This window comes from Conexibacter woesei Iso977N (assembly GCF_000424625.1).
GTDB classification, from domain to species: Bacteria; Actinomycetota; Thermoleophilia; order Solirubrobacterales; family Solirubrobacteraceae; genus Baekduia; species Baekduia woesei_A.
The window spans coordinates 1-24,712 of the sequence record NZ_AUKG01000003.1; the positions used below are offsets into that span (position 1 = coordinate 1).

Here is a 24,712-nt window from a genome sequence, read left to right on the forward strand (position 1 = left end):
CGCGCATGGAACACGTGCTCGGCATCGGCGGTCTCTTCCTCCGCGCGCAGGATCCGGACGCGTTGAGCGCTTGGTACCGCGACGCGCTCGGGCTCGACGGCGGCGAGCATGGCATGTGGGAGCAGGAGCTGGGGCCGACGGTCATCGCGACGTTCCCGGCCGACAGCGACTACTTCGCCTCCCGCGAGCAGAAGATCATGTTGAACTTCCGCGTCCGCGACCTCGACGCGATGCTCACCCAGCTCCGCGCCGCGGGCGCCGACGTGGCCGACGACGTCCAGGACATGGACGGCGTCGGCCGCTTCGGCTGGGTCGCCGATCCGGAGGGCAACCGGATCGAGCTGTGGCAGCCTGCGTGAGGCACAGCCCGGCCAGGGCCGCGGACGTGAGTGCGCGTCCGGACCGGCTCACAGCGTGAAGTGGCCGTTCTCCTGGATCGGGACGCCGTCGGCGAGGATGCGGCCGCCGGGGCGCAGGTCGCAGATGAGGTCCCAGTGCAGCGCCGAGATGTTGGTGCCCTTGGTCTCGGGGTAGGAGCGGCCGAGGGCGAGGTGGACCGTCCCGCCGAGCTTCTCGTCGAACAGGATCGCGCCGATCGGCTGAGTGATCCCGTAGTTGGTGCCGATGCCGAGCTCGCCGAGGTACCTGGCGCCCTCGTCGGTCTGCAGCGCGCGCTGGAGGTACTCCTCGCCGCGCGACGCGGTCGCCTTGATGACGGCGCCGTCGCGGAACTCCAGCTCGACGTCGCGGACGTCCACGCCGGAGGGGCTCGACGGGATCGTGAAGCGGATCCTCCCGTTGGCCGAGCGCTCCTGCGGGCCGGTGAAGACCTCGCCGGACGGCATGTTGCGCTTGCCGTCGGAGTTCACCCAGACCCGCTTGGACACGTCCAGCGAGATGTCCGTCCCGTCGGCCTCGATCCTGATGGTCCTGGCCTTCGACACGCGCTCGATCAGCGCGGCCTGGAACTGGCGCAGCTCGGTCCAGCCGCCGACGGGATCCGGGCGGTCGAGGAACAGGGCGCCCGCGACGAACCTCGCGAACTCGCCGAGCTCCATGCCCGCCAGCGCCGCGTTGGCGGGCGTCGGCCACAGCGTGCCGCACCAGCGCTTCCTGAGCATCTGCTCGCGCACGTCGCTGCGCCCGCGGGCGGCGCGCGTCATCAGCGCCGGGTCGATGCCGATCAGCGCGCGCGTGTCGTCCGGCGCCTGGATGCCGACGGTCGCGTGGATCCGCCTCGCCTCCTCGTAGGCCAACGGCGGGTAGGTGTCGAGTTGATGTTCGCGCGCGTGCCGGTAGAACGCCGCCGCCTCGCCGGGCAGCTCGACGCGCAGGAAGCACCAGGCGTCGCGCTCCAGGATCGCGCGCTGCAACTCCAGCAACAACGGGGCGGCGAGCGTGGTGCTGCGCACCAGGACCTGCTGGGCGGGCTGGACGTCGAGGCAGTAGCCGGTGATGAGGTCGGCGAACGCCGCCGGGTCGAGGTGCTCGGTGACCTCGGCGAAGTTGTAGGGGTCGGTCACGCCGATGCTCATGCCCACGCCTCCTCGAGCGCGCGGATCGCCGCGGCCTCGTCGCCGCCGCCGATCCGGGCGACCGCCCGGACCAGGCGGTCCTGGGGTTCTGGTCGCGCGCCCTCGCCCATGACGCCGATCCGCCACGCCCGGCCCGCGAACGGGCCGAGCCCGCCGCTGACCTCGATCCCGTGGTCCTTCAGCAGCGCGCCGCGCGCGGCGGCGTCGTCCAGGCCCTCCGGGATCTGCAGCGCGAGCAAGGACGACAACTGCTCGCCGTCCGGCGCGAAGCGCTCGAAGCCCAGGACGCCGAGCGCCTCGCGCAGTGCCTCGTGGGCGACCGCGTGGCGTTCCCAGCGTTGTTGTAGTCCTTCTTCCTCCACGATCCGCAGCCCCTCGTGCAGCGCGTAGATCATGTTGATCGGCGCGGTGTGGTGGTAGGCGCGCGGGCCGTCGGCGAACCAGTAGTCGACCATCGCCTGCAGGTCGAAGTACCAGGACCGCTTCTGCAGCCGGTCCAGCGCGCGGTCGCCGACCGTGAACGGCGCGAGGCCCGGCGGGACGTTGAGGCACTTCTGGGTGCCGCTGAACGCCGCGTCGACCCCGGCTGCGTCGAGGTCCAGCGGATGGCCGGCCAGCGACGTGACGCAGTCGACGAGCAGCAGCGCGTCGGCCGCGCGCGCGGCGTCGGCCAGGCCGTCGAGCGGCTGCGCGACGCCGGTCGACGTCTCGCCGTGGACGACGAACACCGCCCGCGTCGAGCCGGCGCCGATCTCGGCGATCAGCCGCTCGGTCTCGATCGCGCGGCCCCACTCCTGCTCGACCCGGACCACGTCGGCGCCCGCCCTTCCGAGCGCGTCGGCCATGCGGCCGCCGAAGGCGCCGTGCACGCCGCAGACGACTCGGTCCCCCGGAGCGATCAGCGTGTCCACCATCGCCTGCATCCCGCCGGAGCCCGTGGCGCTCAACGGGAACGTGACCTTGTTGGTGGTCTTCATCACCGCCCGCAAGCGCGCGGCGAGATCGTCCTGCAGGGCGCCGAACGCGGGGTCCAGATGCCCCACGGTCGGGTGGCTCAGGGCCTTCAGGATCCGGTAGGGCACCGGCGAGGGGCCGGAACCGAGCAGCAGGCGAGCGGGAACCTCTTCGACGGTCGGCACGGGCCGGACGTTACCCGTCCGGCCCGTATCGCACGACCTACTGGTTGGCCGCCTTGGCCTTGACCTTCGGTCCGAGCGTCACGCTGACCTTGGTCCCGGAGGCGAGCCTGGCACCGCTCCTGCGCGACTGCTTCCGGATCACGAGGCCCTTGGTCTTCTTGTACTTCTTGGGCGTCGTGACCGTGCCGAGCCTGCAGTGCGCGGCGGCAAGCTTGCGCCTGGCGGCGGCTGTGGTGAGACCCGCGAGCGACGGCACCTTGCAGGTGACCGCGGCGGGCCTGGCCGGCGGTGCCGGCTTGGGCGTCACCGGCGCCGGGCTCGGCGCGGGCGCCGGGCTCGTCGCCGTGGTCGTCGTCGTGACGGGCGTCTGCGTCGTCGTGGTCGTCGTGCCCGTCCCCGGGTCCGCGTCGCCGGTGCTCGGCGGCGGCGGGGCCTGCGCGACCACCACGGTCCGCGTCTCGGTCGCCGGGTCGGTGTTGCCCGAGGCGTCGATCCCCGTCGCGGTCACCGTGTAGGTCCCGCCCGCCGCGTAGGTGTGCGAGACCGCGTCGCCGTCGGCGGTGTGGCCGTCGCCGAAGTCCCAGCGGACCGTGCCCCAGCTGAGCGCGTCGGACGCCGTGCCCGAGAACGCCAGCGGCGTGCCGCTCGTGCCCGTGGCCGGGACCGTGACGCTGCCCAGCTGCGGGGCGCCGAGGTCGTAGTAGGACAGCGAGACGCTCGAGGAGCTGCCTGGCCAGAACATCGCCATGTCGCCGGCCGCGTCGATCCCGCCGACGGCGCCCGGCATGTTGACCCCGGACGAGTAGCCGCCGGTCGTGACCAGCGTCGCGGGCTCGAAGGTCCCGTCCGCGTCGCGCTTGGCCACGTAGAGCCCGTCGGTGGCGAGCATGAACACCGCGCCGCTGCCGTCGGGCCGGAGCACCGTCCGGCTGCGGCTGTTGGGGCTCGGGCCGAGCGTCGTGACCGCGCCCACGGGCGTGCCGGCGAGCGTGACCGCCCGCGCGGCGTACCTGCCGATGAAGCCCGGGCTCCACGAGACGACCGCCGTCCCGTCGCCGGCCATCGCGACGCTCGGGTACGCCGTGTCGTCGCCGGGGGCCGAGACGGCCACCGGGGTGCCGAACGCGCCGCCGGCCGGCATCGTCGCGACCCGGATCTCGCCATGGTTGCCGGCGGATCCGGTGTAGGCGACGGCGACGTCGCCGGCCGCGTCGATCGCGGTCGACGGCTCGAAGTCGGGGACACCGTCGTGCACGTCGGCCGGCGTGCCGAACACGCCGCCCGCGGGCCGGACCGATGCGCGGAGCGCGCTCTGCGCGGGATCCGTGGCGACTTCGCTCCATCCGACGACGGCGTCGCCGGCCCCGTTCATCGAGACGCTGAACGCCAGCGACCAACCCGCCGTCACCGTGCCCGTCGTCCCGAGCGTCCCGCTGGTCCCGATCAGTCCCCAGTGCATGGTCCACGGCGACGACGTCCCCGTCTTCCAGGCGACGGCGACCTCGCCCGCGTCATCGATCCCGATGCGGACGTTGCCGGTGTCGTTCATCCCGTCCTGGTAGGTCGTCGACGAGATGTCGACGGGCGCGCGGAAGGTGCTGCTGCCCGCGGGCCGGACCGCGACGTGCGCCTCGTCGTTGTCGGCGCCGACCCACGCGACCGCGATCGCGCCGGTGTCGCTGAGCGCCACCTGCGGGTCTCCGGCTCGCGTCGTGTCGGAACCGACGACCGTGGTCGTCTCCGGGCCGCCGGCCGGGCGCTCGTAGAGCACCACGTCGCGCTGGTCGGCCGAGATGGTCACCGCGGCCACGTCGCCGTCGGCGTTCATCGTGGCGCTCGATCGATAGGCGGTCACCGCGGACGGGAACAGCGCATGCGGCGCGCTCCACGTCGTCGCCCCTGCGGATGCTGCGAGCGCAAGTGCTAGCGCGGCGGTCGTTGCGACCACCGCGAAAGAACGGATCTTCCTCACCAGTTTCCCCTGACTTTCCTTGTCGGACCGGCGGCGCATGGTAGCGGCGGCGTGCCAGTTCTGGCACGCCGGTGTCAGAGGAACGATGGGCGCGGTGCTAGCGCCTGCGGTGCTTGGGCTTCGGCTTCACGCCGAGCGTCACGTGGACCTTGGTCCCGGAGGCGATCCGGGTGCCGCTCCTGCGTGACTGGGCCCGGATCACGAGGCCCGTGCGGTGCCGGTAGCGCTTCGGCGTCGTGACCCTCCCGAGTGTGCAGTGCGCGCTGCGCAGGCGCGCGGCGGCGCGGGTCCGGGTCAAGTTGATGATGTTGGGAACCGCGCAGCGCCTGGCCGCCGGCGTCGCGGCCGACGCCGCGGCGGCGGTCCGGAGCGGCGTCGCCGGTGACACCGGCGCGGCGGCCACGCTCGGCGCGGGATCGCTCGGCGGCGCCGCGCCCGGGTCGCCGTCCCACGTGCGCCAGCGCTCGGCGCCGTCCTGCCCGGCCCAGGCCCCGAGCGCGTCGCCCTGCGCGTCGAAGGCGACCGACGCATTGCCCTGCGCGGCCTGCCCGTCGGCCGTCGCCAGCGCCGGGTCGACGAACGCGAACGCCGCCGCGCCGCGCGGCCGGATCGACGTCCACACGCTGCTGCCGTCGTAGAACGACAGGATCCCGGTGCCGTCGGGCCCGAGCGCGACGTCGATCGCCCGTGCCGAGAGCATCGCCACCTGGCCCGGCGCGCCGAACGTCCCGCCCGCGGTCCCGAGCGCCGCCATCGGCAGCTGCCGCGAGTCGTCCTCCACGTAGCCCACCGCCATCTCGCGCCCGCCCGCGCCACCGACCGCGACGTGCGGCAGCGCGTCGTCGAGCGCCGCGTTGGAGACGTCCTGCTCGCTCGTCCAAGCGCCGCCGGCCCCGGCGCGCGACGACCCGCGGATCACGCCGTCGCCCTCCGGGTCGCTGTCGGCGCGCCACGCGAGCGCCGCGCTGCCGTCCGGCCCGACCGCGACCGACGGCGGCTCGAGGTGGTGGTTGGGCGACGACACCGTGACCGGTGCGCCGAACGTCCCGCCCGCCGGGCGCGAGATCGCGCGCACGACGAACGCCGGGTCGCCGCCGTAGGGGCCGACGTTCTCCGGCCAGGCGATCACCGTGTCCCCGCGTGCGTCGGACGCCATCTGCGCCTGCCCGAGGATCCAGGCGCCCGCGTCGGTGGACCCGATCGGCCCGAACGTGCTCGCGCCCGCCGCGCGCACCGCCCAGTGGACCTCGATGTGGCTGCCGTTGTTGGCCATCCACGTGACGACCGTCGCCCCGTCGGCGCCGGTCGCGACCTGCGGGACGTAGTCGAGGCTGCCCGCGACCGCGCTGTCGCAGCAGGGGTCGCCCGCGACGTACTCGGCCGCCGACGGCATGACCGCGCCCGGCGCGACGCTGCGCAGGTAGAGACGCCCGTCCTCCACGTACGCGGTGCGGGCGACGCCGTCCGGGCCGATCGCCGCGCGCCCCGTCTGGTGCGTCGTGATCGGCGCCTGGGCCGCGGGCCAGGACGTCCCGGCCGCGCGCGTGGTGAGCAGGACCTGCTGCTGGTCGTAGGTCGTCAGCGCGATCGCCTGGTCGCCGGCCGCATCGACGGCGACGTCGGTGCCCGTCGCGTTGATCGCGCCCGGCAGCTGCAGGACCGGGCCCCAGCCGGTGCCGGCGACCGCCGCCGCGGGGGCGGCGGCCGCGAGCAGCGCGGCGGTGAGGGCGGTCAGGAGCGCGCGGTTCGGTTTCACGCGCTCACTGGTGCCCAGGATCGCCCTACCGCACGCGCCTGTGCGACGCCGGGCGCTTCGGCTTGACGCCCAGCGTCACCGAGACCTTCGCGCCCGCTGCCGTCCTCGTGCCTGCCCTGCGCGACTGCGCCCGGATCACGAGGCCCTTGGACTTCTTGTACCTCTTGGGCGTGGTGACGGTGCCGAGCCTGCAGTGGGCTGCGGCGAGCTTCTTCTTCGCGGCGGCCGTCGTCAGGCCGGCGAGCGACGGGACCTTGCACTGGGCCGCGGCGTGCGGCGCCGGCTTCGGCGTCGCCGGCCTGGGCGCCGGGCTCGGCATGGGCGCCGGGGCCGGCGTCCTCGTTTCTTGGCCCGTGTCGCCGGTGCTCGGCGGCGCCGGAGCCTGCGCGACCACCACGGTCCGCGTCGCGGTCGCCGGGTCGGTGTTGCCCGCCGCGTCGGTCAGCGTCGCGGTCACGGTGTACGTGCCCGCCGCCGCGTAGGTGTGCGAGACCCGGGCGCCGCCGGCGGTCTGGCCGTCGCCGAAGTCCCAGTCGATCGTGGCCCAGCCGAGCGGGGCGGACGCCGTGGCCGCGAACGCCAGCGGCGTGCCGCTCGTGCCCGCGGCCGGGACCGCGACGTCGCTCAGGTGCGGCGTGTCGAGGTCGTAGTAGGACAGCGAGACGCTCGACGCGCTGTCCGGCCAGAACACCGCCATGCCGTCCTGCGCGTCGACCGCGCCCACAGCACCCGGGCCGCCGCTCCCGTTCGTCTCGGCCGCGGCGGTGATCAGCGTCGCGGGCTCGAAGGTCCCGTCGCTGTTGCGCTCGGCGATGTAGAGCCCGTCGGTGGCGAGCATGAGGACCGCGCCGCTGCCGTCGGGCCGCAGCACCGTCTGGCTGCGGCCGTAGGAGCTCGCGCTGAACGTCGTGATCGGGCCCGCCGTCGCGCCGGCGAGCGTGACCGCCCGCGCGGCGTACCTGCCGCCGAAGGCCGGGTAGGCCGGGCTCCACGAGACGACCGCGGTGCCGTCGCCGGCCAGCGCGACGCTCGGGTTCTCCGTGTCGGCCCCGGCGGCCGAGACGTCCACCGGTGCGCCGAACGTGCCGCCGGCCGGCAGCGTCGCGACGCGGAGCCCGTTGTGGCCGCCGACCCAGTCGGTGTAGGCGATGGCGACGTCGCCGGCCGCGTCGATCGCCGTCGACGGATCGCCGCCGGCGGAGCCGCTGTCGGCGGTGGCCGGCGTGCCGAACGCGCCGCCCGCGGGCCGGATCGACGCCCGGACCGCGTCGTCCGCGGCGTTCGAGGAGGTCTGGCTCCAGCCGACGACGGCGTCGCCGGCCGCGTTCATCGAGACGCTGAACGACAGCGACGAGCTCGCCGAGGCGGTGCCCGTCGTCCCGAGCGCCCCGTCGGTCCCGATCAGCCCCCAGTGCAGCGTCGAAGCTCCGGTGGCCCAGGCGAAGGCGACCTCGCCCGCGTCGTCGATCCCGATGCGGACGTTGTCCTCGGGGTTCATCCCGTCCCCGTAGCGCGTCGCCGCGGCGTCGACCGGCGCGCGGAAGCTGCTGCTGCCCGCGGGCCGGACCGCGACGTGCGCCTCGTCGCCGTTCTTGGTGTCGACCCAGGCGACCGCGATCGCGCCGGTGTCGCTGAGCGCCACCTGCGGGTCGTCCACACGGGTCGCGGAGCCGACGACCGTGGTCGTCCCCCGGCCGCCGGCCGGGCGCTCGTAGAGGACCACGTCGCGGTGGTCGTCCGAGAGGCTCACCGCGGCGACGTCGCCGCCGGCGTTCATCGTGCCGCTCTGCCGGTACGCGGCCATCGCGGACGGGAACAGCGCATGCGGCGCGCTCCAGCCCGTCGCCCCGGCCGATGACGCCGGCACGACGACGAACGCGGCGGTCGCTGCGACCGCCGCCATTGAACGGATCTTCCTCACCAGTTCTCCCCTGACTTCCTTGTCGATGCGGCCAGGCAGGGTAGCGCCGACGCGCCGCTCATGGCGCGCCGGCGTCCGGACACCCTGCGCAGCGCTAGCGGGACTTCTTGTGGCTCTTGTGGTGCCTGGCCTTCGGCTTCGGCCTGACGCCCAGCGTCACGTTGACGTGCGCTCCGACCACCGGCTTCTGGCCCGCCGGGCGCGACTGCCCGCGGATCACGAGGCCCTTGACGTGCTTGTAGCGCCTGGGCGTCGTGACCCTGCCCAGCCGGCAGTGCCAGACCGTCAGCAGGCGCCGCGCGTACGCGACGCTGTGGTTGCGCAGCGACGGGACCCTGCAGGTGCTCTTGACCACGACCGGCGTCCTCGGCGCCGCGACGACCGTGATCGTCCGGGTGGCCGTTGCGGCGTTGTCGCCGGCGTCGGCCGCACGCCCGGTGAGCGCGTACGTCCCCGGCTGGCCGAGGGTCGCGGTCGCCGTGCCGTCGGCGCCGACCAGCGGGCCGGCCACCGGCTGGCCGAGGGCGTTGGCGAACGTCACCGCGCGGCTCGCGACGCCCGAGAGCGCGTCGGTCGCGCCGACCGTCAGCAGGAACGGCCTGCCCGCAGTCACGGTCGCCGGCGCGGTGACCGTCACGGCGGGCGGCGTGGCGTCCCAGACCGACAGGGCGGGGAGCCACGGCGTCTCCTTCGTGTTCCAGCCCACCGCGACGTCGCCGGCGTCGTCGCTCGCCGCCGTCACGCGGTTCTCGGCGGCCGGCTGCGGGTCGATCGCGTACTCGGCCGGCTGCGCCGTGGGGTCGTTGAGCTTCCAGTTGACCGACCGCAACCCGTCGTCCCGCCGCTGGAACAGGGTCATCGTGCCGCCGGCCGCCGAGAGCACCTGGACGCCCTCGTGCGGCGCGATCGTCTGGCTGCCGTCGAGCGCGTTGTCGTAGGCGTGCTCCGGAAGCACGCCGAGCGGGCCGTCAGCGGGCGCGACGGCGGTCACGGCCTCGTCGCGGGACGCCGCGCTGCCCAGCCAGGCGACCTGGATGTCGGACCCCGCCGGCCACGCCAGCGCCGGCCTCTGGGTGTCCTGCCCGGCGGGCGTGACGTACGCCGCGGGCTCGAAGGTGCCGTTCGCGTCGCTGCGGGACAGCTCGACGCGGTTCGGGTCAGAGCCGTCGTCGGAGCCCTCGAACGCGACCGCCGCACGCCCGTCCGGGCGGACCGCGATCACCGGACCCCCAACGGCCGGCCCCGTGTAGGCGATCCCCGCGGGCGTGATCTGCTGGACCGCGCCGAAGTCCTCACCGGCGCGGCGCAGGACGGCGCTGACGCCCAGGTCCCCGGACCACACGAGCGCGGACGGGCCCTGATGGGCCGTGCGCAGTTCGAAGGCGCGACCCGTGCTCGCATCGGCCGAGGTGTGGACGGTCTGCACCGGCGCGGTCAGCGAGCCGGTCGTGTAGCGCACCGCGTCGGGGTTCGGGAGCTGGTTGTCGTTCGCATCCGCCCTGGCGGACCACGCGGTCGTGACCTCGCCGGCGTCGTTGACGCCGACCTGGGGCGAGGGGCCGTTGATGTTCTCGCTCTCGACGCTGTCGGGGAGGTCGACCGTCGGCAGGAAGCCCTGACCGGCGGGCCGGACCGCGATGTGCTGGGTGCCGTCATCCCAGCCCACGACGACGTCGCCACGCGCGTTGGTCGCGACGTCCACGTTCCACGCGTCTGACGACGAGCCGAGGTGGACCGGCGCGCTCCAGCTGCCGTCCGGGCTGCGCGTCGTGACGAGCACGCCTCCGCCCTCGTATCGGGTCTGGTCGGCGGCGACCGTGATCGCCTGCGTCTCGCTGATGGCCACGACGGGCGTCCCGTGGATGGGGATGCCGGTCAGCGCCTGCCAGTGCTGGTCGGCCTGCGCGGCGGGGGCCGCGGCGAGCGCGGACAGCGCGGCGACGGCCGCCGCCGCGGTGGAGAGCTTGTGGATCGTCCTGATCATTTGCCTGCCTTCAACGCGGTGGGCGCGGCAAGGTAGCGCGAAACCTTCTTGTAGGTCTAGGGAACCTGGACGTCCGGGAACCACTCCGCGCAGTGCTCGCGCAGGACGCCGGTGATCCAGGTGCGCTCGTCGCGGGTCGCCGCGCGGTAGCGGGCCAGCAGCGGCTTGGCGCCTTCGGTCGGGACGTCGTTGATCGTCCAGCGCTCGACGAGGCGCTCGAACAGGAACTCCAGCGCGCGGGCGCGGACGTCCTCGACGTTGAGCGCCGCCCTCGCCTGCGCGGGGTCGCTCTCGCGCGCGTACTGCGCGCGGGACCTGGGCGACAGCATGCCGCGCAGGGTCAGGACCTGCTCGCCGTCGGGCGACGTGTAGTCGGTCGTCGGCGCCTGGAGCTTGTCGGCGTTCCCGCGCTGGCGGCTGCGGCGTCCCATCGCTACGTCGTCGCCGCCGCGTGCTCGAGCTGGCCCGCGACGTCGCCGGTCACCGGGTTGGCGTGCCCGGACCACGCGGCCGCGGGCCGCAGCGCGGCGAGCTTGCGGATCGAGTCGCGCGCGACCTCGGTGTTCCAGTTGAACGCGCGGTGCGGCACGCGCGCCCTCCCGTGCAGGCCGGTCTGGGGATCCAAGGTGTAGAAGGTGTCGCTGACCAGCGCCAGCCGGTCGCTCTCGCGCCACAGGCCGATCAGCCCCGGCGCGTGGCCGGGCAGGTGCACCACCTCGAAGCCCGCGACGTCGTCGCCCTCGCGCACGGTGTCGGCGACCTTGCGGACCGGCCCGCCGTCCCAGACCGGCAGCAGCGTGCCGAGCGCGAGCCGCCCGTGCGGGGCCAGCAGCGACAGGTCGAAGTAGTGCGCGCCGCCGTCGCCCTCGGTGTCGGCGACCTCGTCCGGATGGCACAGCACCGGGACGCCGCTCAGCGCCGGCGCGACGCCGCGGTGGTCGGCGTGGCCGTGGCCGAGCACGATCCGGGTCAGCCCGCCGAGCGACCGCGCCGCACGCGCGACCGCGCCCGCCATCGACTCGATCCCCGCGTCGAACGCGAGCACGCCCGCGCCGTCCCGGACCAAGTACACGTTCATGGTCCGCGACGGGAACCCGCCACGGACGACCCAGACGCCGTCGGCGACCGGCTCCGGCGCGGCGGCCATCAACCTGTCGACCCCCGGACGGGTGCGGATGCGTGAGGACATGTCCGCGCAGTCTAGGGTTGAGCCACGTATGCCGGAGGCCAATCGCAAGCGGGAAGTCGGACGGGGCGAGCGTGTGCTCCCGGGGGTGTGGCGGCTGCGGTTGCCGTTGCCGTGGCCCGGCGTGCCGCACTGCAACGCCTGGGCGCTGGCCGCCGGCGACGGGATCGTCCTGGTCGACTGCGGCATGCACGAGCCCGGCTCGATGGGCCACCTGGAGCGCGCGCTGGCGCAGGTCAACCTGAACCTCGACCTGGTCCGGCTGCTCGTCTGCACCCACGCGCACTCGGACCACTACGGCAACGCCGCGACGATCGTGGAGCGCACGGGCTGCGAGCTGTGGATGCACCCCAACCACGACCACATGCTCAAGGCCGCCCGCGACCCCGAGGCCGCGTTCGACCGCCGCATCGAGGTGGCGCTGCAGTCCGGCGTCCCGGAGGAGCCGCTGCGCAGGTACAGCGAGGCGCGCCGCGGGACCGGCTTCGGGATCGCCGGGATCATCGAGCCCAACCGCAACCTCGTCCCGGGCATCGAGGTCCACACCGACCTCGGCACCTGGCAGGTCTACGAGACGCCCGGCCACGCGCCGTCGCACGTCTGCCTCTACCAGGAGGAGCGCCGGATCTTGATCTCCGGCGACCACCTCCTCGGCCGCGTGTCGTTGTACTACGACTACGGCTACTCGCCGGATCCGGCGGGCGAGTTCCTGCACTCGCTCGACCTCGTCCAGGAGCTCGACGCGCGGCTCTGCCTGTCCGGCCACGGACGCACGTTCACCGACGTCCAGGCGCACATCAACGCCAACCGGACGCTCGTGCGCGACCGCCTCGCGCGCGTGGAGGAGGTCGTCCGGACCGAGCCGGGGCTGACCGCCTACGAGATCATCCCCGAGGTCTACGGCGCGGCGATCACGCCGTTCAACGCGAACTGGTGGCTGTCGGAGACGCTGGCCTACCTGCGCCACCTCGAGGTCACCGAACGCCTCGAGCGCGTCGGCGAATCGCCGGAGCGGTGGGCCGCGAAGCCTTGATCTGACTGGGGATCTTCAAACCTTGACACGAGCGTGTTAGGGTTTGTACGACCATGCCACGGATCAGCGAGCTGCTCGGCCGCGACGAGCCGACGTTCTCCTTCGAGTTCATGCCGCCCAGGACGCCCGAGGGCGAGGAGAACTTCAAGCAGGCCCTCGCCGAGCTGGCGCCGCTGGAGCCGTCGTTCGTGTCGGTGACCTACGGCGCGGGCGGGTCGACGCGCGAGAAGACCGTCGAGATCGTGCGCCACATCAAGGACGCGCACGGCCTCGAGGCGATGGCGCACTTCACCTGCGTCGGCGCGAGCGTCGACGAGCTGCGCGAGACGCTGGAGGAGATCCGCGAGGCCGGGATCGACAACGTCCTGGCGCTGCGCGGCGACCCGCCGCGCGGGCAGACGGACTGGGTGGCGAGCGAGGGCGGCCTGGAGTACTCGCACCAGCTGGTGTCGCTGTTGCGCGACAACTACGACTTCGGCATCGGCGCCGCGTGCTTCCCGGAGACCCACATCCACGCGGTCTCGCCGGAGGCCGACCTGCAGTACCTGAAGGCCAAGGTCGACGCGGGCGTGGACTACCTGATCACGCAGTTGTTCTTCGACAACGCGTTGTACTACGACTTCGTCGAGCGCGCGCGGGCGATCGGGATCGAGGTCCCGATCATCCCGGGCATCATGCCGATCACCGGCTACGGGCAGATCAAGACGATCACCGGCCTGTGCGGCGCGTCGCTGCCCGAGCATGTGCTCGGCGAGCTCGATGCGCGCGCCGAGGACAGGGAGGCCGTCGCGGAGTTCGGCGTCTCCTACGCGACGATGCAGTGCGCCGACCTGCTCGCGCACGGCGCGCCAGGGATCCACTTCTGCACCATGAACCGCTCGCCCGCGACGCGCGCGATCCTCAGCGCGCTGCGCCTGTGGCGGCCGTGGGACACGTCGCGCACCGGGCTCGGCGAGCCGCGCCGGCCCGCCGTCGGCGCGTAGGGCGCCGTGGCTTCCGGGCCCGCGACCACCTGGGGCGCGGGCGACTACCCGCTGATGGCCCAGCGCCTGCGCGGCGCGGCCAAGCGGGTGGTGGAGCGGGCGCGCGTCGCGCCGGGCGAGCGCGTGCTCGACGTCGCGTGCGGGACCGGGAACGCGGCGCTGCTCGCCGCGGCGCGGGGCGCCGAGGAAGTTGTAGGGGTCGACCTGGAGCCCGCGTTGCTCGACGTGGCGCGGCTGCGGGCCGAGGAGGTCCAGGCGGAGATCGCGTGGACGCTCGGCGACGCGACGGCGCTGCCGGTCGCGGGCGGCTTCGACGCGGTGCTGTCGGTCTTCGGCGTCATGTACGCCTTGGACGCCGAGGCGGCGGCGCGCGAGCTGGCGCGGGCGTGCGCGCCCGACGGCGGGCGCGTCGTGCTCGCCGCCTGGCTGCCGGGGTCGTTCATGCCCGCGCTGGGCGCGGCGGTCGCGCCGTTCCTCCCGCCGCCCCCGCCGGGCGCGGCGCCGCCCTCGCGCTGGGGCGACGAGGAGGCGGTCCGGGCGCTGCTCGGCGGCGCGGGCCTGGACGTCGTCCACGCCGAGCGCGAGTCGCTCGTCCTCTCGGCCCCCGACCGCATGAACGCCGTCGCGTTCCTGATCAAGACCGCCGGGAACGTCCTCGCCGAGCGCCCGCGACTGGAGCGCGAGGGCCGCTGGGGCGCGCTGCTGGCCGCGGTCTCCGGCCTCGTCAACGAGCGCAACGCCGGCACGCCCGGCGGCAACGTCGCGCTGGCGTGCGAGTACCTGCTGGTCGAGGCTACGCCGGGTCGTCGCTCGTGAGCTCGAGGCCCTCGGCGACCGCCGGGCGGCCGGCGGCCGTCGTGTAACGGACATCGACCGAGTCGTTCTGGCGATACGTCCCGACGCCCCACGCGCCGAGGAACCAGCGCCAGCCCGACACCTTGTCCTTGCGCAGCGTGCGGCCCTCGAAGACGAGGTCGCGGCCGTCCAGGACGTAGTCCTTGCCTTCGACCTGCGGGACGCCCGAGATGTACACCTCGAACGGGCGCTGGACCTGTGATGGAAGTCGTGCGATCGAACGGGCCACGGCAGGGCATCATGGCGGATGACATGGACCCGATCACGTCATCGCCGATCGTCCGGATCCTCAACGAGGACGTCGGCAGGTACACGCGCTGGTGCACGCCCTCGATCCTGCCGGGGCAGGAGCGGGTGTCCGACTTCTACGAATCGGACGTGTCGATCAGCGCCGGGTTCTTCGGGACCCTGGTCGACCACACCGGCGTGTTCGGCGAGGCCGAGCGCTTCGCGGCCGCCGCGCAGGGCGCCGACCGGACGATGTTCAGCGTCCACGGGTCCTCCGGCTCCAACTGGGTCGTGCTGCGGATGCTGGCGATGGAGCGCCAGGACGCGCTGGTCCTGGTCGCGCGCAACATCCATCACTCGATGATGAACGCGATCAAGGCGTTCGACCTGGACTTCCGGTTCCTGCCGGCGCCGTACGACGCGCGCTTCGAGGCGCTGCTGCCGCCGTCGGTCGACGACGTGACCTCCGCGCTGGATCGCTACCCGGAGGCGCTGGCGGTCATCTACACGTCGCCGACCTACGAGGGCCTGGTCGGCAACACGGAGGAGATCGTCGAGGCCGTGCACGCGCGGTCGCCGGACTGCCTCGTGTTCGTCGACGAGGCGTGGGGCGGGCACCTGCACTTCCACGGCGACCTGCCGTGCAGCGCGATGGCCGCGGGCGCCGACATCTGCGTGCAGTCGACGCACAAGCTCGCGGGCGGGCTGCAGCAGACGGGGCTGATCCACTGGCGCGAGGCGCGCGTGGACTCCGAGCTGCTGGAGGAGGCCTACCGCGAGTACGTGACGACGTCGCCGTCGTACGGGCTGCTCGCGAGCGCCGACGCGGCGGTCCGCGCGCTCGCTGCGCGGGGCCCGGAGTTGTTGGGGGTGTCGATCGAGCGGACCGAGCGGCTGAAGGCCGCGCTGCGGCGCGCGCTGCCGGACCTCGACCACCTCGACGACTCGCGCTGGCTGGAGGCGGTCGCCCGGAACGTGTCCGGCGCCGACCTCGTGAAGACGACGCTGGGGCTGTCGCGCTTCGACCTGACCGGCTACCAGGTGGCCGAGGCGTTGGTGGAGCGCGGGATCGTCATCGAGAAGGCGGGCGTGCAGACCATCACCTTGATCACGACGTTCCAGCTGAGCGACGGCGCGGTCGGCGCGACCGTGGACGCGCTGGTCGACGTCCTCGAAGGCCATCAACTTCCCGGCCGCACGCGCCAGCCCACGGCGTCCAACCCGTTCGCCGGGCTCGGCGACCGCGCGGTCATCCGGCCCTACGACGCCAAGCGCCTGGCGAAGTCGATCGGCCAGGAGGTCCCGCTGCGCGAGGCGATCGGCAAGGTCGCCGCCGAGGAGGTCGAGGTCTACCCGCCCGGCATCCCGCTGATCCTCGAGGGCTTCCGCGTCGGCGCCGACGCGGTGATGTACCTGGAGCAGGCGCGCGCGTCCGGCGGCTCGATCGTCGCCCGCGACACCTCGCTCCAGACGCTGCGCGTGCTGTAGTGCAGGCATGGCTGACGACGTCCATCGTGCCGGTGCGCTCGGCGAGGGGTTGCGCGCGCAGGCGGCGCAGCGGTATGAGGAGGCCGAGCGGCTGCTGCGGCAGGCGCTGGAGGGCCACGAGCCGGACGCCGGCTACTACCTCGGCGAGCTGCTGATCGAGCTGGACCGCTCCGAAGAGGCCGTGCCGATCCTGCGCGAGGCGGTCGACGGCGGCGATCCGGACGCGCTGATCCCGCTCGGCAACGCGCTGTGGGACCAGGGCGACCTGCAGGGCGCCGAGCAGTCCTACCGCTCCGCCGCCGATCGCGGCGAGCTGGCGGCGGGCCACAACCTCGGGCTGTTGTTGTATGACACGGAGCGCGTCGAGGAGGCGATCGCGCTGTGGAAGACGACCGTCGCGGTGGGGGAGACCGAGCACCGGCTGCTCGCCAACGCGCTGGCCGACGTCGGCGACGTCGAGGGCGCCGAGGAGCTGTTCCGGGAGGGCGCGTCGGGCGGCGACCCGCAGTCGCTGGTCGACCTGGGCGCGCTGCTGCAGGACGAGGGGCGCCTCGACGAGGCCGAGCTCACGCTGCGCGAGGCGATCGGCGCGGGCGGCGTCGAGGGCTACGCGTTCCTGGCCTCGGTGCTGCGGCTCCAGGACCGGGTCGACGAGGCGCTCGCCGTCCTGCGCGAGGGCGCGGGCAGGGACGTCGCGACCGCCGAGACGCAGCTGGCCAACCACCTGTCGGAGGAGGACCCGGCGTCGGCCGAGGCCGAGGAGCTCTACCGGCGCGCGGCGATGCACGGCGACGACGAGGCCTACAACAACTTGGGCGTCCTGCTCTGGGACCAGGGGCGGGTCGACGACGCCGAGGTCGCCTTCCGGCTCGGCGCCGAGCGCGGCGACGACCTGGCGATCGCGAACCTCGCGGGACTGCTCGAAGAACGCGAGCAGTGAGCGAGACCCATGAGCTGGGCCTCGCGCGGTTCCTGACGCAGCGCCACGCCGCGCGCTGGCGGACGGTCGGCGCGCGCCATGACGACCTGTCGCACTTCACCTCACGCCTGGACCTGGCGCGCTCCGAGCGGCTGGGCGGCCAGGCGGCCGACGACGGCGCGGTGGTCGCGCGGCTCGTCGCGGAGGGCGCGCCGGCCCGCTGCGTGGTGTTCTCGCAGGACATCGGCTGGGGCGTCGAGCGGGAGCTCCGGGAGGCGGTCGAGGAGCTGGCCTGGACGGCGAACGGTGGGTTCGCGTCATGCATCGCGGGCCGGCTCGCGCTGTACGTGGAGGAGTTCCACGCGTCGGTGGTCCTGCTGCGGCGCTGAGGGCGTCGGGCGTGCGGGCTAGCCTGTCGCGCCGACCGTGTCCACCGTTCCGTTCGACTACTCCGTCCGCCGCTCCGACCGGGCCAAGCGCGTGCGGGTGCGGGTCGATGCGCGGGATGGGGCGGTCGAGGTGGTCCTGCCGCGGCGGACGCCGGCGCGCGAGGCCGAGCGGGCGGTCGCGGAGCTGGAGACGTGGATCCTGCGGCGGCGCGCCGAGGTCGCGCGCAACCGCGCGGCGCGCGCCGCGCGGGCGCCGGGGACGGTGCCGTACCTCGGCAGGACGCTGACGCTCGCGCCGCAGGCGGGGCGGGTCCGGGTCACGCAGCTCGGGCACGTGCTGCTGGTGCCGGGCGACGAGGCGGCGGCGCGGGTCGCGCTGGAGCGCTGGTACCGGCGGCGGGCGCGGGAGGAGATCGCGCCGCGGCTGGACGCGGCGGCGCGCGCGGTCGGGCGCGAGTACACGTCGCTGACGATCCGCGACCAGCGCACGCGCTGGGGCTCGTGCAGCTCGCGCGGCGGGATGTCGTTCAACTGGCGGCTGCTGCTGGCGCCGGACTCGGTCCTGGAGTACGTCGTCCGCCACGAGGCGGCGCACCTGGCGGTGATGGACCACTCGCCGCGCTTCTGGGGCGTGATGGCGCAGCTGATGCCGGGCTACGAGGTCCCGCGGCGGTGGCTGCGCGACCACGGCGGGACGCTGGTGCTGTGAGCGCCCGCGGATGGCGACCTATGCGTTGAGCGCGCTCACCGGTGACGGGGCGTTCGGGACCGATTCGGTCCTCGTCGCGGGCGTGGAGGTCGACGTCCTTGTCGGCTCCGCCACCGACCCCGGCGAGACGCTCGACGACGGGCTGCTGGCCGTCGCGCGCCCCGGCCTCGTCGTCCAGACCGAAGGCGCGGCGAGCGGCTCCTGGCGCAGCGCCGACGGACGCGCCGGCCGCTGGGCCGCCGTCCCCTCCCCCGGCCGCGCCGGTCGACGCCTACGACTGCGGCGACGCGCCCCGTCTGTCGGCGACTCACCCGTACACTGGTAGTGATTGATAAGCAATACTAAGCCGCTTGGCTCTGGCTCAGCCATGCGGCCCAGGTGTAGCTTCGCGTGGCGCCGGGGTTCCGGTGCAGCCAGATGTGACCCAACCCTGGGGGGATCATGCGTTCTTGTGTGAAGTTGGTCGTCGGTGTCGCTGTCGTCTTCGCGGCGCTCGTGGCCACGGCCGGCGCCACGACCGCGACGGTGACGCCATCGGGTGCCAAGACCCTGACCGCCACGACCGGGATCAAGATGGTCACGACGTCTGGCTCGACCACGAGCACCGTGAACTGCACGGGTATGACGCTTAGTGGAACCTGGTCGACCGCAAGTGGGTCATTGCCGTTGACCATCAGCACCAACACCACCCAGAGGTTCACGGGGTGCACGGTGCCTGGAGGGGTGAGCGTGATGATCACCTGTGACACCGCGAGCTTGCTCGCGGTGACGGGTTTCACGATCTCCGGGGTGACCAGGGGGTGGAACAGGAACATCAGGTGCCACATCTCCCTCCTGTCCGACCCGACGTGTGGTGCCGATATCACGGGATCCGTGTTTACGTCCCACAACAACGTGACGAACCAAGTGACGATCTACGCCGCGGGGCAATCGCTCACGCAATCCAACTCGACGTGCCTGGCGCTCTTCAAGAACGGCTCGACGACGCTCACCAGCCCAACTGGCGGGGACCTGGTGATTAACGTGACGCCGGGGACGTCGGTCGCCGTCCAGTGACGCAGCGGGTACCCGCATGGCATGACCTACCGGGAATATGCGCCGCCGCCCCGGCTCGAGACGCTCGTCGCATGCGTCTGGGTGTCGCATGGTGACGCAACCAGCGTGTTGCCGGATGCGTGCGTCGACGTCGTCCTGAGCGGCGAGCGGTTGGCGGTCGCGGGGCCGGCGACGGGGGCGGTCGTGGCGGAGGCGACGCCGGGGATGCACCGGGTTGGCGTGCGGTTCCGGGTCGGCGCCGCGGGTGCGGCGCTGGGCCTCCCGGTCAGCGAGCTGCGGGATCAAGGTGTAGGACTCGTCGAGCTGTGGGGACGAGACGCCAGGCGCGTTGAGGAGTCGGTCAAGGGCGCGGCGACGCGGAAGGACGCACTGCTGGCCCTGATCGGCGGGCTCGCGCCGCGGCTGCCCCGGCCGCAGGACCTGGACCACGAGGTCCGGCGCGCGGTCGTCGCGGTCGCGCGCGGTGAGGATCCCGCCCGCAGCGCCGGGCTCTCCGAGCGCCAGCTGCGGCGGCGGTTCGAGGCCGAGGTCGGCTACGGCCCCGCGACGCTCGGCCGCGTCCTGCGCTTCCAGCGCTTCCTGCGCGCCGCGGGCGCGACGCCCGGCGAGCCGCTCGCTCGCCTCGCCGCCGACGCCGGCTACAGCGACCAGGCCCACCTCGCCCGCGAGGCCAAGCGGCTCTCCGGCGCGACGCCCAGCGCGCTGCTGGCCCGCGGCGCCGGCCCCGCCGGCGACGTCCGTTTCGTTCAAGGCGCCTGACGCCCCGATCCGGCAGGCTCCGTGCCATGCCCGATCTCGCTGCCGCACGCCAGTTCGTCCACAGCCACGGCCGCCTGCTCGAACGGCGCCGCTTCGAGCACCTCTACGGCGACGCGCAGGGCGACCCGGAGCCCGTCCTGCGCGCGCTCGAGGCCTACAGGAACTCCGACGGCGGCTTCGGCCTCCTGGAGCCGGACCTCCGGACGCCCGCCTCGCAGCCGTCGGCCGTGTTGTACGCCTTCGAGGTGCTGGAGGAGATCCCGGAAGCCGCGCGGCCCGTGCCGCTCACCACCACCGCCCTCGACTGGATCGCCACCGTCACCAACGACGACGGCGGCATCCCGTTCGTCCTGCCCTCCGCCAAGGGCTTCGACCACGCGCCCTGGTGGGCGCCGGCCGACCCGGCGCCGTCGTCGCTGCTGATGACCGCCGGCGTCACCTCGGTCGCCCACCGCCTCGGCCTCGCCCACCCCTGGCTGGACACGGCCAACACCTACATCTGGGACCAGATCGGGACGCTCAAGCTGAGCGACGCCTACGCCTTCCGCTACGTCGTGCACTTCCTCGACGCCGTCCCGGACCGCGCCCGCGCCGACGCCGAGCTGGACGTCCTGCGCGACCGCGTCCCCGCCGACGGCGTCATCGCCGTCGAGAGCGGCATCGAGGGCGAGACCGTCGGCGTCCTGGAGACCGCGCCGCACCCCGACAGCGCGGGGCGCCGCCTGTTCCCGGCCGCGCTCGCCGAGCGCGAGCTCGACGAGCTGGCCGCCGCCCAGCAGGACGACGGCGGATGGGACTTCCCGTGGGCCGCCTGGAACCCCGCCGTCGCCTGGGAGTGGCGCGGCATGGTCACGTTGATCGCGCTCGACCGCCTCCGCGCCAACGGCCGGCTCTAGCCCGCCGCCGCCTCCAGGCGCTCCAGCTCGTCCTCGGTCAGCTCCAGGTCGGCCGCCGCGACGTTCTCCTCCAGGTGCTCGACCGATCCCGTGCCCGGGATCGGGAGCATCACGGGGGACTTGTGCAGCAGCCACGCCAGCGCGACCTGGCCGGCGGTCGCGTCGTGCGCCCTGGCGATCTCGTCGACCAGGTGCCCCGGCTTGGCCAGCTCGCCCGCGGCCAGCGGGAACCACGGGATGAAGCCGATGCCCTGCTCCTCGCAGTACTGCAGCACGTCCTCGGACCTGCGCGTCGTCAAGTTGTACATGTTCTGCACGGTCGCGACCTCGAAGACCTCCTGGGCGGCCTTGATCTCATCCACCCCAACTTCACTCAACCCGAGGTGCTTGACCAGGCCCTCGTCCTGGAAGGCCTTGAGCTCGCCGAACTGCTCGGCGGTGTCGGTGCGCGGGTCGATGCGGTGCAACTGGTACAGGTCGATCGTCTCCACCCGCAGCCGGCGCAGCGACAGCAGCACGCACTGGCGCAGGTACTCGCGCCGCCCCAGCTCCCTCCAGTCGCCCGGCCCGTGCCGCGTGAAGCCGCCCTTGGTCGCCACGACCATCCCGCCGTCGTAGGGCGCCAGCGCTTCGGCGATGTACTCCTCGCTGTACTCCGGCCCGTAGGAGTCCGCGGTGTCGATGAAGTTCACGCCCAGCTCGGGCAGGCGCTTCAGGACCGCCTGGACCTTGTCAGGGTCCTTGGCCGGACCCCAGACGCCGTCGCCGACGATGCGCATCGCGCCGTAGCCCAGGCGCGTCACCTCCAGGTCGCCGCCGAGCTTGAACGTGCCGGATGCCGCTGCGGAGATCGAAGCCATGCCCTCGACGCTACCCCGTAGGGTGAGCGCCGTAGTGACCAGCAGCCCGTACACCGTCACCCTGCGCCGCCGCGGAAAGCCCGAGAAGCACGGCTGCGCGACGCTCGCCGACGCCGTCGACCTCCTGGAGCGCGAGCTGCGCACCGACGCCACGCGGGCCCGCGCGCATCCGCGCGACGAGAAGGGCCTGGGCAGGACCTACACCCCGGAGATGCAGGTCGTCACCCGCGGCGAGCTGCGCGGGCCGGGCGGGCTGCGGGTCGGGATCGACGTCCGCGGCGACGGCGACGCCCAGGCCTACACGGGCCGGATCCGGAGGCAGCTGATCGACGTGTTCCCGAGGGAGGACGCCTACCAGGCGCTGCGCCGCACGCTCATCGAGGAGCAGGCGCTCTAGGCGCTAGGCGACGAGCCGGGCGACCAGCTCGTCCACGCCGGACTCGCGGGTCAGCTCCAGGCGCGAGGAGATCTTGCGGAACAGCCGGTGCGACGCGGTGTTCTCCGGCAGCATCGAGGCGGTGAAGCGCTCGATCCCGCGGGCGACGGCGGCGTCGGCCAGCTCACGGCCCAGCTCGGTCCCGACGCCGCGACCCTGGAGGTCGTCGGCGATGACGATCGCGATCTCGGCGTCGCCGGGGTGCTCGGCCGAGCGGATCCAGCGGCCGACGCCGACCACGACGTCCGGCGCCGCAGCGAGCACCGCGACCAAGGCGTAGTGGTCGATGAAGTCGACCTCGGTCAAGTACCTCAACTCGCTGCTGCTCAGCCGCGGCTTGGGCGACAGGAAGCGCAGGTACACCGACCGCTCGCTCAACCGGCCCAGCCCGGCGACCAGCGCGTCCTTGTCCGCCGGCGTGATGCGGCGGATCAGGAGCTCCGGAACTCCGGGTGAGGGGCGTAGCGTCATGCAACGGACATGCTACGCCGAGGTGCCGCAGAAACTGTGCGGCCGGTCACTAAGGGTGACCGGCCGCAGGAACCGCTTCAGGTGTTGCGCGAGCGCGCTACTTGCGGGCGTCGATCCCGACGTAGTCCCGCGTGCGCTCGCCCGTGTAGATCTGGCGCGGGCGCGCGATCTTCTGCTCCTTGTCCTGCACCATCTCCAGCCACTGGGCGATCCAGCCGCTGGTGCGCGGGATCGCGAACATGACGGGGAACATGTCCATCGGCAACCCGAGGGCCTCGTAGATCAGGCCCGAGTAGAAGTCGACGTTCGGGTACAGCTTGCGCGACACGAAGTACTCGTCCTCGAGCGCGATCTTCTCGACCTCGAGCGCGATGTCCAGCAGCGGGTTGACGCCGGTGACCTCGAAGACGTCGTCACACGCCTTCTTGATGATCGTGGCCCGCGGGTCGTAGTTCTTGTACACGCGGTGGCCGAAGCCCATCAGGCGCTCGTTGCCGTCCTTCACGCCCTGCATGAAGTCCGGGATGTTCTCCTTGTTGCCGATGCGCTTGAGCATCCGCAGGACCGCCTCGTTGGCGCCGCCGTGCAGCGGGCCGTACAGCGCCGCGACGCCGGCGGCGACCGCGGAGTAGGGGTCGACCTGCGAGGAGCCCACCGCGCGCACGGCGTTGGTGGAGCAGTTCTGCTCGTGGTCGGCGTGCAGGATGAACAGGACGTCGAGCGCGCGCTCGAGCCGGGGGTCCGGCTCGTACTTCAGCTCGGTCATCTTGTACATCATGCTGAGGAAGTTGCCCGGGTAATCGAGGTCGTTGTCCGGGTAGTAGTACGGCTGCCCCATGATGTGCCGGTAGGCGAAGGCCGCCAGCGTCGGCATCTTGGCGATCAGCCGGATGGTCTGGAGCGCGCGGTTCTCCGGATCGGAGATCTCGTTGGCGTCCTTGTAGAACGTCGACAGCGCGCCGACCGACCCCACCAACATGCCCATCGGGTGGGCGTCGTGGCGGAAGCCGCCGACGAACTCCTTCACGTTCTCGTGCACGAACGTGTGGGTGGTGATGTCGTGCTTCCACTGGTCCAGCTGCGGCGTCGTCGGCAGCTCGCCGTGGACGAGCAGGTAGGCGACCTCGAGGTACGTCGACCTCTCCGCCAGCTGCTCGATGGGATAACCGCGGTACTCCAGGACGCCGTTCTCGCCGTCCAGGTAGGTGATGGCCGACCGACAGGACGCGGTGTTGGTGAACGCCGGGTCGTAGGTCATCAGGCCGAAGTCGTCATCGGACGTCTTCATCTGCCGGAAGTCCATCGCGCGGACGGTCCCGTCGGTGATCGGGACTTCATAGGTCTGACCGGTCCGGTTGTCGGTGACGGTCAGGGTGTCCGCGTTGGCGGCGGCTACGGCGCCGTCGCCAGTGGTCTGGGTCTCGCTCACGATCTGGTGCCCTCTCTCGGGTAAGGGGATCGTCTCTGCATACTAGTGTCCCCGCGCGTCCGGGGACCCACTCGGCGCGCTAGCGCCGGTCCCACTGCTCTCGCGCGCGCTCGCCGGCGCGCTTGGCCCGGCGCGCGGTCGTGGTGTTGCCGAGGATCCGCGCGATCCGGGAGCCGCGGTCGACCAGGTGGATCTCGCGCTCGGCGGCGGGGAACGTGGTCGTCACGGCGCGCTCGGCGATCCGGGCGACCTCGGGCGCGTCGAGGAAGCGCAGGCCGTCCCGGGTGTCGACGTCGATGCCGTCGAAGATGTGCTCGCGCTTGGCTTCGTGGACGCGCCGGACGGTCCCGAGCGCGACGCCGTCGCTGCTGCGGACGGGCGTCCCGCGGCGCAGGACCTGGAAGCTGATCGCGTGGCCGTCGTCGTCGGCGGCGGCGGGTACGTCGGGTGCGTGGTCCGTCACGCCGTCGAAGGCTATGCGGTGATGACGGCGGTCGCCATCGCGGCGATCACGAAGAGGCCTGTGATCGCGATGACGCCGCGCTTCGCGGCGACGGTGGCCGGGAAGGTCTGCGAGCTCATCCCGATCAGCGAGAGCACGACGGCCCAGGCGGCGAGGAGGCCGCCGCAGATGTAGAAGGCGGTCTTCGAGGACTCCTCGGCGCCGCTCTCCGCGGCCGTGATCAGGGCGATCAGCGCGTGCATGCG

28 protein-coding genes are annotated in these 24,712 nt (G+C 73.1%); 13 read left to right on the plus strand and 15 right to left on the minus strand.

Annotated elements, in window-relative coordinates:
• Nucleotides 1–5 precede the first annotated feature (5 nt).
• A complete protein-coding gene (locus tag H030_RS0121450; protein ID WP_027007631.1) occupies nt 6–359 on the plus strand; it encodes a VOC family protein in 354 nt (117 codons plus the stop codon).
• Nucleotides 360–407: 48 nt separating this feature from the next.
• On the opposite strand, the gene H030_RS0121455 is transcribed toward H030_RS0121450, so the two are convergent.
• From H030_RS0121455 to H030_RS0121490, 8 genes are all read right to left on the minus strand, one after another.
• Entirely contained in the window at nt 408–1,535 is a 1,128-nt protein-coding gene (locus H030_RS0121455; protein WP_081691035.1) for an aminopeptidase, read from the minus strand.
• Nucleotides 1,532–2,674 carry a pyridoxal-phosphate-dependent aminotransferase family protein gene (locus H030_RS0121460; RefSeq protein ID WP_027007633.1) on the minus strand — a complete coding sequence of 381 codons (1,143 nt, stop codon included), beginning with the start codon at nt 2,672–2,674 and terminating at the stop codon, nt 1,532–1,534. The genes H030_RS0121455 and H030_RS0121460 overlap by 4 nt, the downstream gene beginning before the upstream one ends.
• A gap of 37 nt (nt 2,675–2,711) precedes the next feature.
• Nucleotides 2,712–4,622, minus strand: coding sequence for a PKD domain-containing protein (locus tag H030_RS39815; RefSeq protein WP_196809225.1), 1,911 nt, complete (start codon nt 4,620–4,622; stop codon nt 2,712–2,714).
• 121 nt (nt 4,623–4,743) lie between these two features.
• Nucleotides 4,744–6,402, minus strand: a complete 1,659-nt coding sequence (locus H030_RS0121470) for a hypothetical protein (protein ID WP_027007635.1) — start codon at nt 6,400–6,402, stop codon at nt 4,744–4,746.
• Between the two features lie 25 nt (nt 6,403–6,427).
• A complete protein-coding gene (locus H030_RS0121475) occupies nt 6,428–8,305 on the minus strand; it encodes a PKD domain-containing protein (protein WP_027007636.1) in 1,878 nt (625 codons plus the stop codon).
• A gap of 112 nt (nt 8,306–8,417) precedes the next feature.
• The gene (locus H030_RS0121480; RefSeq protein ID WP_027007637.1) at nt 8,418–10,307 is read right to left on the minus strand and encodes an Ig-like domain-containing protein; all 1,890 of its coding nucleotides are present in this window, start codon (nt 10,305–10,307) and stop codon (nt 8,418–8,420) included.
• 56 nt (nt 10,308–10,363) lie between these two features.
• Nucleotides 10,364–10,738: a hypothetical protein gene (locus H030_RS0121485; RefSeq protein WP_027007638.1), complete on the minus strand. Its 375-nt coding sequence runs from the start codon at nt 10,736–10,738 to the stop codon at nt 10,364–10,366.
• A gap of 2 nt (nt 10,739–10,740) precedes the next feature.
• A complete protein-coding gene (locus H030_RS0121490) occupies nt 10,741–11,496 on the minus strand; it encodes an MBL fold metallo-hydrolase (protein ID WP_081691037.1) in 756 nt (251 codons plus the stop codon).
• Nucleotides 11,497–11,569: 73 nt separating this feature from the next.
• Between H030_RS0121490 and H030_RS34140 the strand changes: the two genes are divergently transcribed.
• The 3 genes from H030_RS34140 to H030_RS34145 are packed head-to-tail and all read left to right on the plus strand — an operon-like array spanning nt 11,570 to nt 14,325.
• Nucleotides 11,570–12,526, plus strand: a complete 957-nt coding sequence (locus H030_RS34140) for an MBL fold metallo-hydrolase (RefSeq protein ID WP_231398514.1) — start codon at nt 11,570–11,572, stop codon at nt 12,524–12,526.
• A gap of 53 nt (nt 12,527–12,579) precedes the next feature.
• Nucleotides 12,580–13,509, plus strand: coding sequence for a methylenetetrahydrofolate reductase [NAD(P)H] (gene metF, locus H030_RS0121500; protein ID WP_035129232.1), 930 nt, complete (start codon nt 12,580–12,582; stop codon nt 13,507–13,509).
• Between the two features lie 6 nt (nt 13,510–13,515).
• A complete protein-coding gene (locus H030_RS34145; protein ID WP_051223405.1) occupies nt 13,516–14,325 on the plus strand; it encodes a class I SAM-dependent methyltransferase in 810 nt (269 codons plus the stop codon).
• Here the strand turns inward: H030_RS34145 and H030_RS0121510 are convergent.
• On the minus strand, nt 14,303–14,593 hold the full coding sequence (locus H030_RS0121510; protein ID WP_155892203.1) for a hypothetical protein: 291 nt from the start codon (nt 14,591–14,593) through the stop codon (nt 14,303–14,305). The two genes, H030_RS34145 and H030_RS0121510, sit on opposite strands and share 23 nt — an antisense overlap.
• A gap of 23 nt (nt 14,594–14,616) precedes the next feature.
• On the opposite strand from H030_RS0121510, the gene H030_RS0121515 reads away from it, so the two are divergent.
• From H030_RS0121515 to H030_RS0121535, 5 genes are read left to right on the plus strand one after another with little or no spacing between them, the layout of a single operon-like run.
• Nucleotides 14,617–16,080: an aminotransferase class I/II-fold pyridoxal phosphate-dependent enzyme gene (locus H030_RS0121515; protein WP_035129233.1), complete on the plus strand. Its 1,464-nt coding sequence runs from the start codon at nt 14,617–14,619 to the stop codon at nt 16,078–16,080.
• Between the two features lie 7 nt (nt 16,081–16,087).
• Complete coding sequence (locus H030_RS0121520) at nt 16,088–17,020, plus strand: tetratricopeptide repeat protein (RefSeq protein ID WP_027007643.1); 933 nt, start codon at nt 16,088–16,090, stop codon at nt 17,018–17,020.
• Nucleotides 17,017–17,388 carry a hypothetical protein gene (locus H030_RS0121525; RefSeq protein ID WP_027007644.1) on the plus strand — a complete coding sequence of 124 codons (372 nt, stop codon included), beginning with the start codon at nt 17,017–17,019 and terminating at the stop codon, nt 17,386–17,388. The genes H030_RS0121520 and H030_RS0121525 overlap by 4 nt, the downstream gene beginning before the upstream one ends.
• Before the next feature lie 37 nt (nt 17,389–17,425).
• On the plus strand, nt 17,426–18,097 hold the full coding sequence (locus H030_RS0121530) for a M48 family metallopeptidase (RefSeq protein WP_027007645.1): 672 nt from the start codon (nt 17,426–17,428) through the stop codon (nt 18,095–18,097).
• Between the two features lie 10 nt (nt 18,098–18,107).
• A complete protein-coding gene (locus H030_RS0121535) occupies nt 18,108–18,422 on the plus strand; it encodes a hypothetical protein (RefSeq protein ID WP_027007646.1) in 315 nt (104 codons plus the stop codon).
• Nucleotides 18,423–18,438: 16 nt separating this feature from the next.
• On the opposite strand, the gene H030_RS0121540 is transcribed toward H030_RS0121535, so the two are convergent.
• Nucleotides 18,439–18,912, minus strand: coding sequence for a hypothetical protein (locus tag H030_RS0121540; RefSeq protein WP_035129234.1), 474 nt, complete (start codon nt 18,910–18,912; stop codon nt 18,439–18,441).
• A gap of 79 nt (nt 18,913–18,991) precedes the next feature.
• On the opposite strand from H030_RS0121540, the gene H030_RS39305 reads away from it, so the two are divergent.
• Genes H030_RS39305 through H030_RS0121555 form a run of 3 tightly spaced genes read left to right on the plus strand, consistent with a single transcriptional unit; the run spans nt 18,992 to nt 20,808 of the window.
• On the plus strand, nt 18,992–19,153 hold the full coding sequence (locus H030_RS39305; RefSeq protein WP_155892204.1) for a hypothetical protein: 162 nt from the start codon (nt 18,992–18,994) through the stop codon (nt 19,151–19,153).
• Between the two features lie 21 nt (nt 19,154–19,174).
• Nucleotides 19,175–19,912 (plus strand): DUF6597 domain-containing transcriptional factor, encoded by a 738-nt coding sequence (locus H030_RS34155; protein WP_155892205.1) that lies wholly within the window; start codon nt 19,175–19,177, stop codon nt 19,910–19,912.
• A gap of 26 nt (nt 19,913–19,938) precedes the next feature.
• Entirely contained in the window at nt 19,939–20,808 is an 870-nt protein-coding gene (locus tag H030_RS0121555) for a hypothetical protein (RefSeq protein WP_027007648.1), read from the plus strand.
• Here H030_RS0121555 and H030_RS0121560 read toward each other — a convergent pair.
• Nucleotides 20,805–21,668, minus strand: coding sequence for an aldo/keto reductase (locus H030_RS0121560; RefSeq protein ID WP_027007649.1), 864 nt, complete (start codon nt 21,666–21,668; stop codon nt 20,805–20,807). The genes H030_RS0121555 and H030_RS0121560 overlap by 4 nt on opposite strands.
• 34 nt (nt 21,669–21,702) lie before the next feature.
• Here H030_RS0121560 and H030_RS0121565 point away from each other — a divergent pair, with 34 nt between their 5' ends.
• The gene (locus H030_RS0121565; protein WP_027007650.1) at nt 21,703–22,065 is read left to right on the plus strand and encodes a hypothetical protein; all 363 of its coding nucleotides are present in this window, start codon (nt 21,703–21,705) and stop codon (nt 22,063–22,065) included.
• Between the two features lie 3 nt (nt 22,066–22,068).
• Here the strand turns inward: H030_RS0121565 and H030_RS34160 are convergent, their stop codons facing one another.
• The 4 genes from H030_RS34160 to H030_RS0121585 form a co-directional block, all read right to left on the minus strand.
• Nucleotides 22,069–22,575: a GNAT family N-acetyltransferase gene (locus H030_RS34160; RefSeq protein WP_051223409.1), complete on the minus strand. Its 507-nt coding sequence runs from the start codon at nt 22,573–22,575 to the stop codon at nt 22,069–22,071.
• Between the two features lie 97 nt (nt 22,576–22,672).
• On the minus strand, nt 22,673–24,004 hold the full coding sequence (locus H030_RS0121575; protein WP_081691039.1) for a citrate synthase: 1,332 nt from the start codon (nt 24,002–24,004) through the stop codon (nt 22,673–22,675).
• Nucleotides 24,005–24,083: 79 nt separating this feature from the next.
• Entirely contained in the window at nt 24,084–24,467 is a 384-nt protein-coding gene (locus H030_RS0121580; RefSeq protein ID WP_027007652.1) for a hypothetical protein, read from the minus strand.
• Nucleotides 24,468–24,478: 11 nt separating this feature from the next.
• Entirely contained in the window at nt 24,479–24,709 is a 231-nt protein-coding gene (locus H030_RS0121585) for a hypothetical protein (RefSeq protein ID WP_027007653.1), read from the minus strand.
• Nucleotides 24,710–24,712: the final 3 nt, after the last annotated feature.

Coding starts and splice junctions, on each gene's coding strand:
- metF (WP_035129232.1), top strand. CDS start 12,580: ATGCCACGGATCAGCGAGCTGCTCGGCCGCGACGAGCCGACGTTCTCC.
- H030_RS0121515 (WP_035129233.1), top strand. CDS start 14,617: ATGGACCCGATCACGTCATCGCCGATCGTCCGGATCCTCAACGAGGAC.
- H030_RS34155 (WP_155892205.1), top strand. CDS start 19,175: ATGACCTACCGGGAATATGCGCCGCCGCCCCGGCTCGAGACGCTCGTC.
- H030_RS0121560 (WP_027007649.1), bottom strand. CDS start 21,668: ATGGCTTCGATCTCCGCAGCGGCATCCGGCACGTTCAAGCTCGGCGGC.
- H030_RS0121490 (WP_081691037.1), bottom strand. CDS start 11,496: ATGTCCTCACGCATCCGCACCCGTCCGGGGGTCGACAGGTTGATGGCC.
- H030_RS0121535 (WP_027007646.1), top strand. CDS start 18,108: ATGGCGACCTATGCGTTGAGCGCGCTCACCGGTGACGGGGCGTTCGGG.
- H030_RS0121475 (WP_027007636.1), bottom strand. CDS start 8,305: ATGGCGGCGGTCGCAGCGACCGCCGCGTTCGTCGTCGTGCCGGCGTCA.
- H030_RS0121555 (WP_027007648.1), top strand. CDS start 19,939: ATGCCCGATCTCGCTGCCGCACGCCAGTTCGTCCACAGCCACGGCCGC.
- H030_RS0121450 (WP_027007631.1), top strand. CDS start 6: ATGGAACACGTGCTCGGCATCGGCGGTCTCTTCCTCCGCGCGCAGGAT.
- H030_RS0121485 (WP_027007638.1), bottom strand. CDS start 10,738: ATGGGACGCCGCAGCCGCCAGCGCGGGAACGCCGACAAGCTCCAGGCG.
- H030_RS0121540 (WP_035129234.1), bottom strand. CDS start 18,912: ATGTTCCTGTTCCACCCCCTGGTCACCCCGGAGATCGTGAAACCCGTC.
- H030_RS0121520 (WP_027007643.1), top strand. CDS start 16,088: ATGGCTGACGACGTCCATCGTGCCGGTGCGCTCGGCGAGGGGTTGCGC.
- H030_RS34160 (WP_051223409.1), bottom strand. CDS start 22,575: ATGACGCTACGCCCCTCACCCGGAGTTCCGGAGCTCCTGATCCGCCGC.
- H030_RS0121455 (WP_081691035.1), bottom strand. CDS start 1,535: ATGAGCATCGGCGTGACCGACCCCTACAACTTCGCCGAGGTCACCGAG.
- H030_RS0121585 (WP_027007653.1), bottom strand. CDS start 24,709: ATGCACGCGCTGATCGCCCTGATCACGGCCGCGGAGAGCGGCGCCGAG.
- H030_RS0121480 (WP_027007637.1), bottom strand. CDS start 10,307: ATGATCAGGACGATCCACAAGCTCTCCACCGCGGCGGCGGCCGTCGCC.